The organism is Streptomyces sp. NPDC087844, from assembly GCF_044742785.1.
Lineage (GTDB): Bacteria > Actinomycetota > Actinomycetes > Streptomycetales > Streptomycetaceae > Streptomyces.
The window spans coordinates 193,407-212,782 of the sequence record NZ_JBIUVD010000015.1 but is presented as its reverse complement, the minus strand read 5'-3'; the positions used below and the strand labels follow the sequence as shown (position 1 = coordinate 212,782).

Sequence of the window (19,376 nt, the reverse complement as noted above, 5' to 3'; positions counted from 1 at the left end):
CCGCCCTTCTCGTGTGTCAGCGCCCGGACGCGTACAACGCCTCGATCTGCTTCGCGTACGCCTCCGTCACCGCGTGGCGCTTCACCTTCAGGGACGGGGTCAGCAGGCCGTTGTCCTCGGTGAACTCGCCTTCCACCAGGGCGAAGTCGCGGATCGACTCGGCCCTGGAGACGGCCTGGTTCGCGTGGTCCACGACCTTCTGGACGTCGGCGCGCAGCCGGGCGTCGTGGATGAGCTCGGACAGCGGGGTGTCGGCCGGCATCCCGCGGACGTACAGCCAGTGGGTGAGGTCCTCGCGGTCCAGGGTGATCAGGGCGGCGATGTGGGAGCGGTTGTCGCCGACGACCACGCACTGGCCGACCGGGGGCCGGCTGCGCAGTCTGTCCTCCAGGACGGCCGGGGAGACGTTCTTGCCGCCCGAGGTGACGAGGATGTCCTTCTTCCGGCCGGTGATGGTGAGGTAGCCGTCCTCGTCGAGCGAGCCGAGGTCGCCGGTCGCGAACCACTCGTCGGTCAGGACGGCGTCGGTGGCGGCCGGGTCGTTCCAGTAGGCGCCGAAGACGATGCCGCCCTTGATGAGCACCTCGCCGTCGTCGGCGACACGGACGGCCGTGCCCGGTACGGGGAGGCCCACCGTGCCGGGGCGGGGCCGCAGGGGCGGCACGATCGTCGCGGCGGCGGTGGTCTCCGTCAGACCGTAGCCCTCGTAGACGAGTATCCCGGCGGCGTAGAAGAAGAGGCTGAGGTCGCGGTCGAGCGGGGAGCCGCCGCTGATGGCGTAGCGGGTACGGCCGCCGATCTCCTTGCGGATACGGCGGTAGACCAGCAGGTCGTAGAGGGCCCAGGCGGCGTAGAGACCGGGGCCGGGACCCTTGCCGCGGCCCAGGAACCTGTCCAGGTGCAGCTCACCGAAGCGGACGGCGACGCGGTGCGCGCGGTCGAAGGAGGCGCCGCGGCCGATGCGTTCGGCGGTGGCGCGGCCGGTGCCGTGGATCTTCTCGAAGAGGTAGGGCACGCCGACCAGGAAGGTGGGCCGGAACTCGCGGAGTGCCGGGCGTAGTTCGTCCGGCTTGATGCTCGGGAAGTGGCCCAGCTCGATCCTGGCCATCAGGCAGGAGATCTGGAGGGTGCGGCCCAGGATGTGGGCGAGCGGGAGGAAGAGGAGGGTCGAGGCCTGCTGGCCGGTGACCTCCTTGAAGACGGGGTGGAGGAGTTCGACGGTGTTCGCGGCCTCGGCGTACAGGTTGGCGTGGGTGAGGACGCAGCCCTTGGGGCGGCCGGTGGTGCCGGAGGTGTAGCAGATCGTCGCGACGGTGTCGGGGGTCAGGGCGGTGCGGCGCTTGGTGACCTCCTCGTCGGGTATCTCGCGGCCCCGGGCGATGAGTTCGGCGACGGCTCCGCCGCGAACGGTCCCACCGATGCCGGCCCCGTCGGCCCCGTCGGCCCCGTCGGCTTCGGCGGCTTCGGCGTCGAGCTGCCAGACGTGCGGGGGTGCCGGATGGCCGGCCGTGCCGGTGGTGACCGCCGCCGCGTTCTCCGGTGTCTCGACGACGACGAGACGGGTGGCGGAGTCCCGGACGATCCACTCGATCTGCTGGGGCGCGGACGTGGGATACACGGGGACGGACAGACCGCCCGCGGCCCAGATCGCGAAGTCGAGCAGCGTCCACTCGTAGCGGGTACGGGACATGACCGCGACACGACCGCCCGGTTCCAGGCCCGCCGCTATCAACCCCTTGGCGACGGCGGTGACTTCGCGGGCGAAGGCGGCGGCGGTCACCGGCTGCCAGGTGCCGCGTTCGCGGCGGCGCAGGACCACGGCGTCGGGGGCCTCGGCCGCGTTGGTGAAGGGCAGATCGGCGATGCTGCCGGTGGTGGTCCTCGGCGCGAGGGCGGGCATCCGCGCCTCACGGACCGCCCCGCTCCCGTCCTTCGTGAGGTCGACCTGGACACGGCCCCTCGGATCGGTGCGCTTCTTCGCCTGCTTCAGTTCCCTGCGTACGCCCATGAAGGCTCCCGGTGGCGGCTCGCGGTGCGGTGGGGGCTTGCTCGTTGCGGTGACGCTTACTTACTGCAGAGTAAACTTACTCACGCGTAGGGGATTTTCAACAGGCCCGTCAAGCTCGGCCGGACGTGGGCCGATGAACGGATCATGACGTCGACGCACTCCCCCGCCCGCCTCCCGTACCTCTCCTACGGCAGGAGCCGTCCGCCCTCGTCATCTGTCCCGTCGCCGCCGCCCGGGTCCGGTCCCGGTACCGCGTGGGCGGACCGGCTGCGGGTGGTGCCGCGGGTGGCGGTGTGGGGCGTGCCCGCGCTCCTGATCGCGTACGCGGGGTTCCGGCGGCGGTGGATGTCCGACGACGCCTACATCTACGTACGGACCGTGCGGCAGGTGCTCGCGGGGAACGGGCCCGTGTTCAACGCGGGTGAGCGGGTCGAGTCGTCGACCGGCACCCTGTGGCAGTGGCTGCTCGTCGCGGCCGGGGCGGTGGGGGTCGATCCGGCGACGGCGGCGGTGTACGGGGGGCTGCTGCTGACCGCGGCCGGGTTCGCGCTGGCGGGGATCGGCGCGCTGCGGACGTACGGCGGGCGGGTGGCCGTGCCGCTGGGGTCGCTGGTGCTGCTCGGGCTGCCTCCCGTGTGGGACTTCGCGACCTCGGGGCTGGAGACGGGGCTCGCCACGTGCTGGATCGCCGGGGCGTGGCTGGCGCTGACGACGAGGCCCGCCTCGCTCGTGACGTCTCTCGTCATCGGGCTCGGGCCCCTGGTGCGGCCCGATCTGGGGCTGGTGACCGTGGTGTTCCTCGGCGCCCAGTGGCTGCTCGTACGGCCGTCGTGGCGGGGGGTGTTCGCGGGGGCGGGGGCGGCGGGGGCGTTGCCGGTCGCGTACGAGGTGTTCCGGGCCGGGTACTACGGGCACCTGGTGCCGCTGCCCGCCGTGACGAAGGAGGCCTCGCAGAGCCTGTGGGGGCGGGGGCTGATCTATCTGGGGGACTTCGCGCATCCCTATCTGCTGTGGGTGCCCGCGCTGTTCGTGGCGGCGGCCGTGCTGCCCACGCGCGGGGGCCTGTACGGGGGTCGGCGCGGGCCGGGGGTGGTGCGGCTCGTTCCGGCCCTCGCGCCCGTCGTCGCCGGGCTGCTGTGCTGGCTGTACGTGGTGAAGGTCGGCGGTGACTTCATGCACGGGCGCATGCTGCTGCCCGGTCTGCTGTTGATGCTGCTGCCCGTCTTCGTCGTCCCGGTGACCCGGGTGGGCACGCTGGCGGCAGTCGGCGTCGGCCTGTGGGCGGTGGTCTGCGCGGGGTGGCTGCGGATGCCGTACGGCGGGCAGATCGGGCCGGCGGGGATCGCGGACGAGCGCGGGGTGTACGTGCGTCACAACGCCGATCCGCATCCCGTGCGGCACACCTTCGCGGGGGCGCCGCACCATGTGCGGTACGCGCGTCAGGTGGCGGCGGCCCGTCGCTCGGGGGCGCCTGTGCTGGTGCTGGGCAAGGAGGGGCGGGTGCGGGGCTCCTCGGGCGGGGTGACGGCGAGTTACGTGGTCCTGGGGTTCAACGGCTGGGTCGTTCCGCTGGACGGGGCCGCGCTGGATCCGATCGGGCTCGCGTATCCCCTGGCGGCGCATTCCGAGCGGGTGGGGGCGGGGCGGGTGGGCCACGACAAGCACCTGCCGGCGGCCTGGTTGGCGGCCGACCGGGGGGTGGGGGTGCCGGCGTGGGTCTCCCCCGCCGAGGTGGGCGCGGCGCGGCGGGCGTTGCGGTGCGGGGCTCTGGCCGAGCTGGGCGCGGCTGTGCGGGGGCCGTTGACGGCGGGGCGTTTCCTGCGGAACGTCGCCGGGGCGTGGGAGCGGACGTCGTTCCGCTTTCCGAATGAGCCGGGGCGGGCGGAGAGGGAACTGTGCGGGTGACCTCCGGTCGGGGGTGGGTGCGTGGGGGTGCGGGTGCGCTGTTCCCCGCGCCCCTGAGGTGGGATGACCTCCCGTCGGAAATCGAGTGCGCGTACGTGAAACCTGAGCGCGCCGTTCCCCGCGCCCCCGAGGTGGGATGACCTCCCGTCGGAAATCGAGTGCGCGTACGTGAAGGCCGAGCGCGCCGTTCCCCGCGCCCCTGGAGGGGCGGGGGTGTGGCGCCGTGGCTGGCCGTCGGCCGTCTGGGGGCGCGGGGAACTGCGCGGCCGGCCTCCACCTGCCCGCACCCTTCGCTCGGCCTCAGGCCCACCCACCCAGGGGCGCGGGGAACTGCGCGCTCAACCCCCACCCACCCGCACCCTTCCCTCAGCCCCAGACCCACCCACCCAGGGGCGCGGGGAACGGCGCGGCCAGCCCCCGCAGGCCCGCACTTGCTCGTCTGTGTCAGGCGCCTTCGGGGCTAGGGGGCCAGGGTCGTCGCCTGGGTGATCGTGGTTGATAGTTGGTGGATCGGGGGGCTCTGTGTGGTCGATGCCAGTTCGGACGCGTGGCGGCCCAGTTCACGCAGCGGCAGCGCCCCCGGCAGCGCACTCCAGCGGCCGTCGCCCGAGCGCAGCGCGTCCGCGAAGTACGCGGCGACCGCCGTCACCTGGAGTCCGCTGCGCGCGGTCGCCGGACCCCAGAGCGGCCGGTCGAGGGAGTCCGCCTCCACCCCTCCCGTCTCCTCGTGCGGGACACGGGTCGAGGGATCCAGCCACCGCACGGTCGCCGTGGCCACGTGCCCCCGCGCCCCCGGCTTGACCCGCACCGCGTACAGCGCCGTCACCGTGTGGCCCGGACCCGTCTCACCGCCGTCCACCCGGTCGTCGCGGAAGTCCTCGTCGGCGACCCGCCGGTTGTCGTAGCCGATCAGCCGGAACTGGTCCACGGTACGAGGGTCGAAGGCCACCTGCGCCTTGGCGTCCCTAGCCGTGAGGTCGATGTTGCGCGGCAGCTCGTCGCAGAAGACCTTGCGGGCCTCCTCCGCACTCGACACGTACGTGGTGTGGCCGTCGCCCCTGTCCGCGAGGCGTTCCATCAGGGCGTCGCCGTAGTCGCTGCCCACGCCGACCCCGAAGAGCGTGATGCCGTGCTCGCGGCGGGCGTCCGCGATCCGGTCGAGGATGGCGTCGGCGTCGGTCTCACCCGTGTTGGCAAGGGCGTCGGAGAGCAGCACGACCCTGTTCGTGGCACCCTCCCGCAGCCCCTCGACGGCCGTACGGTAACCGACCGTGACGCCCGCGCCGAGGTTGGTCGAGTCGGTGGGTTCGAGGGTGTCGATCGCCTCGTGGACGCGGCCCCGGTGGTCGCCCAGGCGCGTCATCGGGAGCACGGTCCTCGCCTCGTCGCTGAAGGCGACGAGCGCGACCGCGTCGTCGTCGCGCAGCCGGTCCGTCATCACGTCCAGGGATTCCTTGGCCAGGTCGAGCCGGCCCGGTTCAGCCATGGAACCGGAGACGTCGATGACGAAGGTCAGGGCGGCGGGCCGCCGTTCGCGGCTGTCCTCGGCCGGACGGGTGGCGAGGCCGACGCGAAGGAGGCGCCAGTCCCGGTTCTCCTCGCCGAAACCGTCTTCGGGGGCCGCCGTGCGGGCGCCGTCCATCGTGACCGTGAAGCCGTTGCCGTCGGGGCGCTCGTAGTTCTGGCGGAAGCTGTTGATGAACTCCTCGGGGCGGACCGTCGACGGGTCGGGCCGCCGGCCCTCCCGCAGAGTCCGGCGCGCGTAGCCGTACGACGCGGTGTCGACGTCCAGGGCGAACGTAGAGAGGAGGTCGGCCGAGGGCGCGGTCTCCCGGAGTTCGCCCTTCCCTTCGTCTCCCTCGCCTCGGCCGGTTTCCCCGCCCGTGTCCGGCGGGCCCGTCGGTTGGCCCGGGGCGGGGGCCGGGAAGCCGTTGTCCTCCCGGGCCTTGCTGCCGCCGCGGTCGTTCGAGTCCTCGCCGATCCCGCCGCCGCAGGCGGTGAGCAGGAGGCCGAGGGAGACGGTCGCGGCGACGAACGCGCCGCGCACACGCTGCCGTCGCAGTCGCAGTCGCAGTCGCAGCAGCCGTAGCAGCCGCCGCGAGCCCGGCGGCCCTCCCCACGTGTCCGGCCGCTCTGTCCTGTGCCGTTCGCTGCGCCTCATGTGTGTCCCCTCGGTGACCGCTGTGAGCCGACGTCTGTGACTGTGACGGCCGAGGCGGGCGGAAGGAGCGGCCCGAGGCGTTGCGGATGGATCTCGATGCGGCCACGGTGGGCGGCAGTCGAGACCGGTGGGTGACCCTCCGGAGACCTGAGGGTGTCCGGAGGGTCCGAAGGGTCCGAAGGGTCCCGCGAGGATCGGGCGGAAGCCGCCTCACGGGGGTTCTACGACACCACGTCCTTGCGGGCGAACCCGCGGAAGGCCAGCGCGAACAGCACCAGCGCGTACGTGACCGAGACCGCCGTGCCCTGGATCATGCCGCCGTACTCGGGGTTGGGCTGCACCGCGTCGGCCCAGGCGAACTGCCAGTGCGCGGGCAGGAAGTGGCGCCAGTCGCCGAGGGCGGTGACCGCGTCGAGTACGTTCCCGACGATCGTCAGGCCGACCGCGCCTCCCACCGCGCCCAGCGGGGCGTCGGTCTTCGTCGACAGCCAGAACGCGAGCCCGGCGGTGACCAGTTGGGACGCGAAGATGAACGCGATCACGATCACCAGGCGCTGGGCCGCCGTGCCCGCGGACAGGGTGCCGCCGGTGGGGATCTCCAGCGGACCCCAGCCGTACGCGACCGAGCCCACCAGCAGCGCGACGACCGGCAGCAGCACCATCGCGGCGAGGCTGAGGCCGAGCGCGACCACGAGCTTGGACCACAGGAGGCGGGCCCTTGGCACGGGTGCGGCGAGCAGGTAGCGCAGGGAGGACCAGCTGGCCTCCGAGGCGATGGTGTCACCGCAGAACAGCGCGACCGGGATGACCAGCAGGAAGCCCGCCGAGACGAAGAGGTTCGTCGCGGCGAAGTTGGCGCCCGACGCCGTGGCCGTGTCCATGAGGGTGACCCGGCCCTCGCGGCCCTCCGGCTGGCCGCCGATCGCGAAGGCCACGGCCAGCACGAACGGCAGGGCGGCGAGGATCGCCCCCATGACCAGCGTGCGGCGCCGCTTCAACTGACGCATCAGCTCGACGCGCAACGGCAGGGTCCGCCCGGCCCGGTAGCCGTCCGCCACCTCGGCACGCTCTACAAGTGTGCTCACGCGGAGCCTCCGATCAGGGTCAGGAACGCGTCCTCCAGGCGGCGGTGGGGGCCCAGGGAGGCCACCGGTACTTCCAGCCGGACCAGCTCCACGAGGAGCCGAGCGGCTGCCGCGGAGTCTTCGACGGCCGTTGCGGAACCCGCCGGGTCCGAACTCGCCGGGCCCGAACTCGCCGTCCCGGGACCCACCGTCTTCGAACGCGCCGTCCCGGGACCCGCCGTCCCGGAGTCCACAGCCGCCGCGCCCCGCGCGGTCAGCCGTATCAGCAGTCCGTCGTTCGTGCGGACCGCCGAGTCGATGCCCGGGAGTGCCGCCACCTTCTCCACCAGCGGGTCCGCGATGTCGGTCGCGAGACCGACGAGCAGGGTGTCGCCGGAGCCGATGATCTCGTGGACCGGGCCGGCCTGGACGAGTCGGCCCCGGTCCATGACGACCAGATGCGTACAGGACTGCTCGACCTCGGCGAGGAGGTGGCTGGACACGATGACCGTGCGTCCCGCGGCGGCGTAACGGATCATGACCTCGCGCATCTCGCGGATCTGGGGCGGGTCGAGGCCGTTCGTCGGTTCGTCGAGGATCAGCAGGTCGGGGAGGCCGAGCATGGCCTGGGCGATGGCCAGGCGCTGCCGCATGCCCTGGGAGTACGTGCGGACCGCGCGGGACAGCGCGTCTCCGAGGCCCGCGATCTCCAGCGCCTCCTCCAGGTGGGCGTCCTGGGCCGGACGTCCGGTGGCCTGCCAGTACAGGTCGAGGTTCTCGCGGCCGGATAGGTGCGGGAGGAAGCCCGCGCCCTCCACGAAGGCGCCGACCCGGGAGAGGACGGGTGAGCCCGGCCGGATCGCGTGCCCGAAGACGCGGATCTCACCGCCGTCGGGCTTGATGAGGCCCATGAGCATGCGCAGGGTGGTGGTCTTGCCCGCGCCGTTCGGGCCGAGCAGACCGAGTACCTGGCCCTTCTCCACGCGGAACGACAGGTCCCGTACGGCGTAGCGGTCGGAGGACTTCGCGTACCGCTTGCTCAGGTCCGTGATCTGGAGGGGGACTTCGGCGAGCGCCGGTTCGGCCGGGGTCGCGGTGGTCCGGCGGCGGCCCGTGAGGAGCAGGGCCAGCGCGGTCAGCGCGCCGGCGATCGGCAGCCACCACACCCAGGCGGGCAGCGAGGCCGCCGCGGTCGTCACGGCGGGCGCGGTCGGCACGGCGAGGTCGCTCTTCAGGGAGACGGTGTACGTGGCCGGGGCCGTCGGGGACGCGTAGCCGAGGTCGGTCGAGGCGAGGACCAGGCGCAGGTGGTGGCCCTCCTGCACCTCGTGGTCGATGGCGGGCAGGGTGAGCCGGACGTCCTTGCCACCCCCACCGCTCCTGCCGTTCTCGCCGGTGTCGACACGGATCGGGGTGACCAGCTGGGACGGCAGGACCTGCTGCCGGCCGCCGGGACCGACGTCGTACACCTTGGCGAAGAGGACGGCCTCGCCGGTCGTCGACTTCACGTTCACCGTGACGCTGGGCGAGCCGGTGATCCGCAGGTCTCGGGTGACGGTCCTGGAGTCGAAGCGCGCGAACTGCCCGGGGAAGTCGAGCGACACCCCGACGCCGAGCGAGGACAGCTGGGAGAGGCCGCCGGCGCCGCCGAGACCGGGCAGGGCCGAGATGCCGGGCGGGCTGGCGCCCGCGGGGTTGGAGAACTCCTGCTCGCGTCCGCTCAGCGCCACCTTCCGGTCGCCGCCGGTCAGGCCGGGGTAGGTGGCTCCGTCGGCGCCCCGCAACTGGGCGCCGCCGTCGGTCGAGTCGATGCCGCCGGTTCGGGTGACCCGGAACGCGGGTCCCGTGTCGGCGTTCTTGTCGTCCTTGAGGTAGCGGTCGAACCAGGAGGCCACGCGTGCCTGCACGCGGTCCGTCTCCATGTCGCCGCCGTCGTGGCCGCCGGCGATCCAGTCGACGTCCACCGGGGCGCCGTTGGCCCTGACGGCCTTGGCGATCTCGTCGGCCTGGCCGAGCGGGAAGAGGGAGTCGGTCTGGCCCTGCATGATGAGCGTGGGGACCTTGATGCGGTCGCCGACCGCGGAGGGGCTGCGCTCCTCCAGGAGTTTCACGGCCGCGGCGTCGGGCTTCCCGGACTCCGCTACGCGCTCGTACATCTCGCAGAGCCGGGCCTCGAACGTGTCGCAGCCGCCGCCGGAGTTGATGAACATCCCGGCCCAGAGCTTCTTGAAGACGCCGTTCGGGAAGAGGGCGTCCGCGAGGTTCCAGTACGTGATCGCCGGGGCGATGGCGTCCACCCGCTGGTCGTAACCGGCCGCGAGCAGGGAGACCGCGCCGCCGTACGAGGCTCCGGCGACGCCGACCCGGGGGTCGCCGGCCTTGTCGAGCTCGACCTCGGGGCGCTTCGCGAGCCAGTCGATCAGGCGGGAGACGTCGGCCACCTCGCCCTTCGGGTCGTTCAGGCCGATCTTGCCCGTGGATCTGCCGAAGCTGCGCGACGACCAGGTCAGGACCGCGTATCCGTCGCGGGCGAGGTTCTCCGCCTGCTTGCGTACGTCCTCCTTGTCGCCGCCGAAGCCGTGGGTCAGGAGGACGGCGGGGCGGCGGTCGCCGGAACCGGCGGAGTCGGAGGTGAAGTACGACGTGTCGATTTTCACTCCGTCCGCCGTGGGGAGGACGCGGTCGGCGCGGTGCACCGCGGGTGCGCCGTCGGAGGCGACCGCGGTCCATGTCCCGGCGCCGGCGAGCACGACGACGAGGGCCGCGGCGGTCCACCGGCGCGGCCCTCGCAACCACCGTCGCGGTGCTGCGGGCATTCGAAGATCCATGGTTCAACGGTACGGGGCCCTGGGGGGCGGGGGTGCAGTCGGTGGGCGGAGCCCGGCGGTATCCCGTAGGAGTACGGGGGCCTCCGCGTGTACCGCGTGTGCGGTATGCGGGGAGGGCTCCGCCGGCGGGTGGGTGCGGGTCGGTGGGGGCTGGTCGCGCCGTTCCCCGCGCCCCTGAAGGCAAAAGCGAAAAGACTGCGCCGTTCCCCGCGCCCCTGAACCCGCGCCCCTGGGAGGGCCTGCGCCAGTGCGATCGCGGACCGCCGCGCACGCCCCGGACGCGTCGGCGGCCCGCCTTCCCCGGGGGGAGGACGGGCCGCCGGCCGCGCTGCCGTCAGTGGTTGCGCGGGAACCCCAGGTCCACGCCCGCCGGGCCCTCCGACGGGTCCGGCCAGCGGGTCGTGACGACCTTGCCGCGGGTGTAGAAGTGCGTGCCGTCGTTGCCGTAGACGTGGTGGTCCCCGAAGAGGGAGTCCTTCCAGCCGCCGAAGGAGTGGTAGCCGACGGGGACCGGGATGGGGACGTTCACGCCGACCATGCCCGCCTCGATCTCCAGTTGGAAGCGGCGGGCCGCGCCGCCGTCCCGGGTGAAGATCGCGGTGCCGTTGCCGAAGGGGGAGCCGTTGATGAGGGCCACCCCCTCGTCGTACGTGTCCACGCGCAGCACGCACAGCACCGGGCCGAAGATCTCGTCCCGGTAGGCGTCCGAGTCCGTCGGTACCCGGTCGAGCAGCGAGAGCCCGATCCAGTGGCCGTTCTCGTGGCCCTCGACCGTGTGGCCGGTGCCGTCGAGGACGACCTCGGAGCCCTGGGCGGCGGCGCCCGTCACGTACGAGGCGACCTTGTCGCGGTGGGCCGCGGTGATCAGCGGGCCCATCTCGGAGGCCGGGTCGTTGCCGGGGCCGATCTTGATCTTCTCGGCGCGTTCGCGGATCTTGTCGACCAGTTCGTCGCCGATCGCGCCGACCGCGACGACGGCCGAGATGGCCATACAGCGCTCGCCCGCCGAACCGTAGGCGGCGGAGACGGCCGCGTCGGCCGCCGCGTCCAGGTCGGCGTCCGGCAGGACCAGCATGTGGTTCTTGGCGCCGCCGAGGGCCTGGACGCGCTTGCCGTTGGCGGAGGCGGTGGTGTGGATGTACCGGGCGATCGGGGTGGAGCCGACGAAGGAGACCGCCTTGACGTCCGGGTGCTCCAGGAGGCGGTCGACGGCCACCTTGTCGCCGTGCACGACGTTCAGCACGCCGTCCGGAAGCCCTGCCTCCGCGAACAGCTCGGCGAGCCGGACGGCCGCCGACGGGTCCTTCTCGCTCGGCTTGAGCACGAAGGTGTTGCCGCAGGCGACGGCCAGCGGGAACATCCACATCGGCACCATCGCCGGGAAGTTGAACGGCGTGATGCCCGCGACGACCCCGAGCGGCTGGCGGATCGAGGCCACGTCGACCCGCGAGGCCACCTCGGTCGACAGCTCGCCCTTCAGCTGGACGGTGATCCCGCACGCCAGGTCGACGATCTCCAGGCCGCGCGCGACCTCGCCGAGCGCGTCCGAGTGCACCTTGCCGTGCTCGGCGGTGATCAGCCCGGCGATCTCGTCGCGATGGGCGTCGAGGAGCGCCCGGAACGTGAAGAGGATCGTGGACCGCTTGGCGAGCGAGGAGGTGCCCCAGGTCGCGTAGGCGGCCTTCGCGGCGGCGACCGCGGCGTCCACCTCCTCGACGCTCGCGAAGGCGACCTTCGTGGTGACGGCGCCGGTCGCGGGGTCGGTGACCGGCCCGTACGTACCCGACGCGCCCGCAGCGTTTTCGACGAGCTTGCCGCCGATCCAGTGGTTGACGATCTTCGTCATGCCCGAGAACTCCTTGTCATGCCCAGGAACTACGTCACAGATGGCGGCGCCGGGTGGAGGCCAGCCGTTCGTACAGCGCGCGTGCCTTGACCGCCGACGGTCGCGTCGCGGTCTCGGCCACAGGAACATCCCACCAGGCCTGCGCCGGGGGCGCGCCCGACACTGTGTCTGCCGTTTCGGTCTCCACGTAGACACATGTGGGAGTGTCGGCGGCCCGTGCCTCGGCGAGGGCGGTCCGCAGGTCGTCCACGGTCTTGGCGCGCAGCACCCGCATGCCGAGGCTCGCCGCGTTGGCGGCCAGGTCGACGGGGAGGGGGCGCCCCGTGTACGTCCGGTCCGCGGCGCGGTGGCGGTAGGCGGTGGCGAACCGTTCGCCGCCGACCTTCTCGGAGAGGCCGCCGATGGACGCGTACCCGTGGTTCTGCAGGATGACCACCGTGATGGCGATGCCCTCCTGCACGGCGGTGACGATCTCGGTGGGCATCATCAGGTACGTGCCGTCGCCGACCAGCGCCCACACGGGCCGGTCCGGGGCCGCGAGGCGGACGCCGATCGCGGCCGGGATCTCGTAGCCCATGCAGGAGTAGCCGTGCTCGACGTGGTACTGGTCGCGGGACCGGGCGCGCCAGAGTTTGTGCAGGTCGCCGGGGAGGGAGCCGGCGGCGTTGACGATGATGTCGTCGCCGGTGACCAGTTCGTCGAGGACCCCCAAAACCTGTGGCTGGGTGGGCCGCGCGTAGGGGTCCTCCGCCTCGAAGGCCGCGTCGACGCGGTGCTCCCAGCGCTCCTTGTCGTCGGTGTACTCGGTGACGTACGCGGGGCCGGCGCGGTGGCCGTGCGGGGCGAGGGCCGCGGTGAGGGCCTCCAGCGCGGTGCGCGCGTCGGCGACCAGCGGCTGCCCGGCCATCTTGTGGCCGTCGAAGGAGGCGATGTTGATGTTCAGAAAGCGCACGCCCGGGGCCGCGAAGAGGGTGCCGGAGGCGGTGGTGCAGTCGGTGTAGCGGGTGCCGACCCCGATCACCAGGTCGGCGGTGCGGGCGAGTTCGCAGGCGGTCGCCGTGCCCGTGTGCCCGATCCCGCCCACGTCCGCCGGATGGTCCCAGGCGAGCGAGCCCTTGCCGGACTGTGTGGAGGCGACCGGGACACCGGTGAGGTCGGCGAACTCCCGCAGCGCGTCCTCGGCCTCGCTGTGGTGGACCCCGCCGCCGGCTATGAGCAGGGGGCGCCTGGCCGTCCGCACGGCCCGTACGGCAGCGGCCAGTTGCACGGGGTCGGCGACCGGACGGCGTACGGTCCACACGCGTTCGGCGAAGAACTCGTGGGGCCAGTCGAAGGCCTCGGCCTGGACGTCCTGCGGAAGCGCGAGGGTGACGGCGCCCGTGTCGAGCGGGTCGGCGAGCACGCGCATCGCCTGGAGGGCGGCCGGGACCAGTGCCTCGGGGCGGGTGATCCGGTCGAAGTACTTCGACACCGGGCGCAGACAGTCGTTGACCGACACGTCGCCCGCGTACGGCACTTCGAGCTGCTGGAGGACCGGGTCGGCGGGTCGGGTCGCGAAGACGTCACCGGGCAGGAGGAGCACCGGGAGGCGGTTGACGGTGGCGAGGGCGGCGCCCGTGACGAGGTTGGTGGCACCGGGGCCGATGGACGTGGTGACGGCCTGTGCGGAGAGGCGGTTGGACTGACGCGCGTAGCCCACCGCCGCGTGCACCATGGACTGTTCGTTGCGGCCCTGGTGGTACGGCATGTCGTCGCCGTACTCCACGAGCGCCTGGCCCAGTCCGGCGACGTTGCCGTGGCCGAAGATGCCCCAGGTGGAGTCGATCAGGCGGCGCCGCACGCCGTCGCGCTCGGTGTACTGGACGGCGAGGAACCGCACCAGCGCCTGCGCGACCGTCAGCCTTGTCGTCCTTGACGTCGGCTCTGTCATCGGTAGCCCTCTGTGCTCTCTACGTGTCGCGGGTCGGATCACGGGTTGAAGCTGATCCGCCACGTCATACGTCCGAACGGGCCCCTACGTCTCTACGGCCGGCCCGCCAATCCGAACCGCGTACAGGGGAGTCGGGAACCTCCGGCGCGGAGCCGTAGCGGGCGGGGAGTCGTCGCTCGCACTTCGCTCCTGCCAGGGCGAAGCGGACTTCCGCGCCGGAGGCGATCTGTGCCCGGGCACCACGGGGGCGTGACCGAAGCCGGTGGCTTCGACGAACACGCGCTCCTCGCCCAGGTGTTCAAACACTTTGCCCTCTTTGTTCCCCTCTGTGCGCACCGTACAACCACCGCCCGGTGGAAGCAGGCACTCTCGCTCACCGCGGCACCGCCCCCGCGGCGAGGGCCTGTTCGACCTCGGTGGGCGTCGGCATGGCGGAGGAGCACTCCAGCCGGGAGGCCACGATGGCGCCCGCGGCGTTGGCGTGGCGCATGACGCGCTCCAGGTCCCAGCCGGCCAGCAGGCCGTGGCAGAGGGCACCGCCGAAGGCGTCACCGGCGCCGAGGCCGTTCAGGACCGTGACCGGGAGCGGGGGGACCTCAGCGAAGTCGCCGTCGCGGTGCACGGCCAAGACGCCCTTGGGGCCCTGCTTGACCACGGCCAGTTCCACGCCCGCGTCGAGGAGGGCGCGGGCCGCCGCGTGCGGTTCGCGCAGGCCCGTCGCGACCTCCACCTCGTCGAGGTTGCCGACGGCGACCGTGGTGTGGCGCAGGGCCTCGGCGTAGAAGGGGCGGGCCTCGGAGGGGTCGGTCCAGAACATGGGCCGCCAGTCCAGGTCGAAGACCGTCGCGCCCGACCTGGCGCGGTGGGCCAGCGCCGCGAGCGTCGCCGTACGGCTGGGCTCCTCGCTCAGGCCCGTACCCGTGACCCAGAAGATCCGGGCGTCCCGGATGGCGTCCAGGTCCAGTTCGTGGGCGTCGATCTCCAGGTCGGGCGCCTTCGGCTGCCGGTAGAAGTACAGCGGGAAGTCGTCCGGCGGGAACACCTCGCAGAAGGTGACCGGCGTGGGCAGCCCGGGGACCGGCGTCACCCAGCGGTCGTCGACGCCGAAGTCCCGCAGCGCCTCGTGCAGATACGTGCCGAAGGGGTCGTCCCCGGTCCGCGACACCACGGCCGTACGCCGTCCGAGCCGGGCCGCCGCGACCGCCACGTTGGTCGCCGAGCCGCCGAGGAACTTCCCGAAGGACGTCACCTGCGGGAGGGGCACCCCGGTCTGCAGCGGGTAGAGGTCCACGCCGATACGCCCCATGGTGATGAGGTCGTACGCACTGGACTCCGCTGACTCGACCATCGAGTTCCCTCCGTATCGGTGGACCCCAGGTCTAGCGGCGCCGATAGAGCCCTGTCAATTGGTTGTCCGGACATTCTGACCAAGTCTTGACACCTCCCCCGGCCGCCCCGAAGCTGACGCGCATGACGTCGTTGCCGCCTCAGGCCTCTTCCGCGGCCTCGCTGTCGCGCATCCGGGTCGGTTCGGCGCCCGACTCCCTGGGGTGTGTGGTTCCTGACAATCCCCAGCAGGTCCCGTGGCCGCGCTTCCTCGACGAGGTCGCCGAGTCCGGATACGCATGGATCGAGCCGGGCCCGTACGGCTCTCCGGCGCGCCGCGACGGCCGCCCCTGGGGCGTCCGGGCGGCGCCGCCCGCTGCTGCTGCTGCCTGATGGTGTCCGGTACCGTCGCTTCCGTCCGGTGTCATCCGAGGAGGCGCGGTCATGATCCTCCCGAAGGTCCGGGACCCCCGCTTCGTGACGATCCGCCGGGGTGGGACTCTCACCGACGCGGATCACCGTCGCCTTGCCCTCTGGGCCGCCACGTGCGCGGAGCACGTCCTTCATCTCTTCGAGGCGGCCCGGCCCGCGGACCCGCGACCGCGCGAGGCGATCGAACACGCCCGGGGCTGGGTTCGCGGCGAGGTCCAGATGACGCGGGCACGCGCGGCGGGCGGTCATGCGATGGGGGCGGCCAGAGACCTGCGCGGGGCAGCACGACACGCCGCGTACGCCGCCGGGCAGGCCGGGGCCGTCGCCCACGTGGCCGCCCACGAACTCGGCGCCGCCGCCTACGCGATCAAGGCCGCCCGTGCCGCCGCCCCGGAGGGCGAGAGCGAGCCCACGGGCCGACTTGAGTGCCAGTGGCAGCGCGAGCGGCTCCCGCCGGAGATCCGCGAGCTCGTACTCGACGACCAGCGGCTGCGCGACGACATCTGCTGGTCGGTGTTCACGGCCTGACCGGCTTCCCACGCCGACCGAGCCGATCGGACAGGCGGTCACATCCATCCGGCACCGGCACCGGCACCGGCACGGCCGTCACGTCCAACCGGCACGCCCGTCGCCGCGCCCTGGCCGACAACCCCGTCGAGCTCGTTCAGCCGTGCGGGAGGATCACCGCTCGGCCGTTGATCCTGCCTTCGTGCAGGCGCTCGTAGGCGAGCGGTGCCTCGTCCAGGGAGAAGGTCTCGGTGTGCACCGACACGGCGCCGGAGCGGGCCAGTGCGAGGACCTCGACGAGTTCGCCGCGGGTGCCCCAGTAGGGGGCGCTGACCGACACCTCGAAGGGCAGCTTTCCGAAGCCGACGGGGAGCGTTCCGCCGCCGATGCCGACGATCGTGATGTCGCCCTCGACCGCCGCGACGGCTCCCGCGGTGGCCAGGGTGGGCTGCGCCCCGACGAAGTCGAAGACCGCCTCCGCCCCGACGCCGCCGGTGAGTTCACGCACCTTCGTGGCCGCCTGCGCGTCGGACAGGACCGTCTCGTGGGCGCCGACCTCGCGGGCCAGCCGCAGCTTCTCCTCGTTCACGTCGAGGGCGACCACCCGGGCCGGGGTCATGGCCCGCAGCAGCTGGATGGCGACATGCCCGAGCCCGCCCGTGCCGATGACCACCGCGGTCGAACCAGGTACCAGTTTCGGCAGCGACCGCTTGATCGCGTGGTAAGGCGTCAGTCCCGCGTCCGTCAGCGAGACCGCCGCGGCCGGGTCGAGCCCGTCCAGCGGCACCAGGTGCCGGGGATCGTCCACCAGCAGGTACTCCGCCATCGAACCCGGCGCCCCGAGCCCCGGCGGCCGGATACCGAGCTCGTCGGCGCGCAGGCAGTAGTTCTCCTTGCCCTCCGCGCACTTGGCGCAGCCGCCGCAGCCCCAGGGGCCGTACACGGCGACCGCGTCGCCCTCGCGCACACCGGTCACACCCGCGCCCAGCGCGGCGACCGTGCCCACGCCCTCGTGCCCGAGGGTGAGCGGCAGCTCGTACGGGAATCCCTCGGCGGGCCAGCTCATCACGGCGATGTCGGAGTGGCACACGCCGGCGGCGGTGACCTTCAACAGGACCTGTCCGGGGCCGGGTTCGGGGTCGGGGACGACCACGACCTCGGGGGCTGCGCCGATGGAGCGGTACTGCAGTGCCTTCATGGCCCGGCTTCTTTCTCTCTGTCTCGCTCTGCTGCTGCTCTGCTACTGCTCTGCTACTGCTCTGCTACTGCTTTGTGGCTGCTCTGCGGCTTCCTGTGCTTCCTCGGTGCTCAGACGGCCGTGTAGGCGCCGTCGACCAGGTGGTAGCCGCCGGTCACGAACGAGGCGCGATCGGACAGCAGGAAGGCGATCAGTTCGCCGACCTCGTCGGGGCTGCCGAGCCGGCCGGCGGGGTGCAACGCGACCAGGCCGTCGTAGGCCTCCTTGTCCATGGTCCGCAGCAGCGGGGTCTCGATGAAGCCGGGGGCGACCACGTTGACGCGGATGCCCTTGGCGGCGTACTCGGCTGCAGCGGTCTTGGTCAGTCCGACCACTCCGTGCTTGGCGGCCACGTACGCGGAGGAGCCCGCGAAGCCGACCGAGCCGAGGATGGAGGCCACGTTCACCACGGCGCCGCCGCCGGCCGCCTCGATGGCGGGCAGCTCGTGGCGCAGGCAGTAGAAGACGCCGTTGAGGTTGGTGAGCACCACGCGGTCGTAGGCCGCGATGTCGTACTCGCCGGTCGGCGCGCTCGGGCCGCCGATGCCGGCGTTGTTCACGGCCAGCTGCAGCCCGCCGAAGGTGTCGACGGCGAAGGCGACGGCCGCCGCCACGGAGTCGGGGCTCGTCACGTCCACCTCGACCGCGGCGGCCTCGATGCCCTCCGCACGGAGGTCGGCGGCGGCCTTCTCGGCGCCCTCGGCGTTGTAGTCGGCGATCACGACGTCGGCGCCGCCGGCGCCGAGGCGGCGGGCGGTGGCCAGACCGATGCCGGAGGCCGCGCCGGTGACCAGCGCGGTCTTCCCGGCGAACTCGGTGGCGTAGTCGGCGACGGGGGCGTTGCCGGTGACAGGAGTGGTGCCGGTGACAGGGGTGGTGCCGGTGGTGCTCATGGTGCTCTCACTTTTCGGGGGTGTCGTACGAGACCGCGGATGCGGCCTCCTGGGTCAGGGCGTCGTAGGCCCGCTCCACCAGGGCGGCGAGGTCCTCGGCCGCCGAGCCGTCGGCGCCGGACGCGCCGCGCGCCCAGATGCGCAGTGCGGCGCTGAGGACTCCGGCGGCGGCGTCGACCACGACGGCGGGACGCACGTCCAGCACGTCGTCGGTGCCGAGCCGGTCGGCGAGGATCCGGATCGACTCCTCCTGGGCGTCGACCCTGATGCGTTCGTACGCCGCGAACAGGGCCGGCTCGCTGTCGAGCAGGGCCAGCAGCCGCCTCATCCGGGGGCGCAGGTGCCAGGCCGGGTCGTCCCGGTCGGCGAGCCAGTCGCGCACGGCCCGGCGGTAGGCGAGCAGCGGCGGCTCGGCGGCGGGCCTCTCGCGCAGCAGCGCGTTGATGCGGTCGCCGTCACCTCGTACGAAGTCGAGGGCCGCGTCCTCCTTGCCGACGAAGAGCCGGCTGAAGGTGCGGCGTGTGACGTCCGCCCGCTCCGCGATCGCCTCGACCGTGGTGGCGGCGAGTCCGCGCTCCAGGATCAGGTCGACGGCCGCGGTCGCCAGGGCGTCGCGGGTCTGCCGGGCCTTGCGCTGCCGGCGGTCCTCGGTGGTGGTGCTGGGCTCCGTTGCCTCCATACCCTCAGAATACTCCTTCATGTCCCAATGGGACACGTTTCCCAATGGGACACGTTCGCCGGTGGGGCATGTTCCCGACGGGACATGTTCCCGACGGGGTCCAATGCGTCACCCGTGTCACAAAAGACCTCCAACTGTCACACATGTCACGCCTACACGGATCTTGTGTCACACCCGCGCGACAGCCCCTGCCGTGTTGTCACTCCGCGTCGTTCACCGAGCACAGGCTTGTGATCGCCAGCGCAGTGCCCGGCTCCCCCTGCGGCCACCCCCCGGCCGCCGCTGTGGCGCGCGCAGGGAGGTGCTACGGATGACCGACCGAAGGCTCTGGTCGTACAAGGAGATCGCGGCGCACATCAGGGTGCAGCCGGACACTGTGCGGTCCTACCGCAAACACGGGCTTCTCCCCGCGCCCGACCACGTGGAGAGCGGCAAACCGTACTGGTACGCGGACACCGTCCGTGCGTGGGTCGCCTCCCGGCCGGGCAACAGAGGCCGCCGGGACGGCTGACCGCCCGTCACGGCGCCCGTCACGAGAGGGGGTCCCGCACGTCCACCGT

General features: G+C 72.6%; 13 protein-coding genes and 1 pseudogene. 4 read left to right on the top strand and 10 right to left on the bottom strand.

The window, feature by feature from the left end; all coding sequences use genetic code 11:
* Positions 1-16: 16 nt before the first annotated feature.
* On the bottom strand, positions 17-2,008 hold the full coding sequence (locus ACIOKD_RS27320) for an AMP-dependent synthetase/ligase (RefSeq protein ID WP_402089189.1): 1,992 nt from the start codon (positions 2,006-2,008) through the stop codon (positions 17-19).
* A 144-nt stretch (positions 2,009-2,152) separates the two neighbouring features.
* Here ACIOKD_RS27320 and ACIOKD_RS27315 point away from each other — a divergent pair, with 144 nt between their 5' ends.
* A complete protein-coding gene (locus ACIOKD_RS27315; RefSeq protein WP_402089186.1) occupies positions 2,153-3,913 on the top strand; it encodes a hypothetical protein in 1,761 nt (586 codons plus the stop codon).
* A gap of 460 nt (positions 3,914-4,373) precedes the next feature.
* On the opposite strand, the gene ACIOKD_RS27310 is transcribed toward ACIOKD_RS27315, so the two are convergent.
* The 6 genes from ACIOKD_RS27310 to iolC form a co-directional block, all read right to left on the bottom strand.
* Positions 4,374-6,074 carry a VWA domain-containing protein gene (locus ACIOKD_RS27310; RefSeq protein ID WP_402089183.1) on the bottom strand — a complete coding sequence of 567 codons (1,701 nt, stop codon included), beginning with the start codon at positions 6,072-6,074 and terminating at the stop codon, positions 4,374-4,376.
* A gap of 221 nt (positions 6,075-6,295) precedes the next feature.
* A complete protein-coding gene (locus tag ACIOKD_RS27305; protein WP_402089180.1) occupies positions 6,296-7,159 on the bottom strand; it encodes an ABC transporter permease in 864 nt (287 codons plus the stop codon).
* The gene (locus tag ACIOKD_RS27300; protein ID WP_402089177.1) at positions 7,156-9,966 is read right to left on the bottom strand and encodes an alpha/beta fold hydrolase; all 2,811 of its coding nucleotides are present in this window, start codon (positions 9,964-9,966) and stop codon (positions 7,156-7,158) included. Before ACIOKD_RS27300 ends, ACIOKD_RS27305 begins: the two co-directional genes overlap by 4 nt.
* 334 nt (positions 9,967-10,300) lie before the next feature.
* Positions 10,301-11,812, bottom strand: coding sequence for a CoA-acylating methylmalonate-semialdehyde dehydrogenase (gene mmsA / locus ACIOKD_RS27295; RefSeq protein WP_402089174.1), 1,512 nt, complete (start codon positions 11,810-11,812; stop codon positions 10,301-10,303).
* A gap of 34 nt (positions 11,813-11,846) precedes the next feature.
* Positions 11,847-13,742, bottom strand: coding sequence for a 3D-(3,5/4)-trihydroxycyclohexane-1,2-dione acylhydrolase (decyclizing) (gene iolD / locus ACIOKD_RS27290; protein WP_402089171.1), 1,896 nt, complete (start codon positions 13,740-13,742; stop codon positions 11,847-11,849).
* Between the two features lie 373 nt (positions 13,743-14,115).
* Positions 14,116-15,090, bottom strand: a complete 975-nt coding sequence (iolC, locus tag ACIOKD_RS27285; RefSeq protein ID WP_402089168.1) for a 5-dehydro-2-deoxygluconokinase — start codon at positions 15,088-15,090, stop codon at positions 14,116-14,118.
* 122 nt (positions 15,091-15,212) lie between these two features.
* Here iolC and ACIOKD_RS27280 point away from each other — a divergent pair.
* Positions 15,213-15,392 (top strand): annotated as a pseudogene (locus ACIOKD_RS27280) (2-keto-myo-inositol dehydratase); the annotation flags it as partial.
* A gap of 120 nt (positions 15,393-15,512) precedes the next feature.
* Positions 15,513-16,028 carry a putative immunity protein gene (locus ACIOKD_RS27275; protein ID WP_402089165.1) on the top strand — a complete coding sequence of 172 codons (516 nt, stop codon included), beginning with the start codon at positions 15,513-15,515 and terminating at the stop codon, positions 16,026-16,028.
* A gap of 136 nt (positions 16,029-16,164) precedes the next feature.
* Here the strand turns inward: ACIOKD_RS27275 and ACIOKD_RS27270 are convergent, their stop codons facing one another.
* The 3 genes from ACIOKD_RS27270 to ACIOKD_RS27260 form a co-directional block, all read right to left on the bottom strand.
* Positions 16,165-17,205, bottom strand: a complete 1,041-nt coding sequence (locus ACIOKD_RS27270) for an NAD(P)-dependent alcohol dehydrogenase (protein WP_402089162.1) — start codon at positions 17,203-17,205, stop codon at positions 16,165-16,167.
* Positions 17,206-17,315: 110 nt separating this feature from the next.
* Positions 17,316-18,137, bottom strand: a complete 822-nt coding sequence (locus ACIOKD_RS27265; RefSeq protein WP_402089160.1) for an SDR family NAD(P)-dependent oxidoreductase — start codon at positions 18,135-18,137, stop codon at positions 17,316-17,318.
* A 7-nt stretch (positions 18,138-18,144) separates the two neighbouring features.
* A complete protein-coding gene (locus tag ACIOKD_RS27260; protein ID WP_402089158.1) occupies positions 18,145-18,816 on the bottom strand; it encodes a TetR/AcrR family transcriptional regulator in 672 nt (223 codons plus the stop codon).
* 310 nt (positions 18,817-19,126) lie between these two features.
* On the opposite strand from ACIOKD_RS27260, the gene ACIOKD_RS27255 reads away from it, so the two are divergent.
* Positions 19,127-19,327: a helix-turn-helix transcriptional regulator gene (locus tag ACIOKD_RS27255; protein WP_402089155.1), complete on the top strand. Its 201-nt coding sequence runs from the start codon at positions 19,127-19,129 to the stop codon at positions 19,325-19,327.
* Positions 19,328-19,376: the final 49 nt, after the last annotated feature.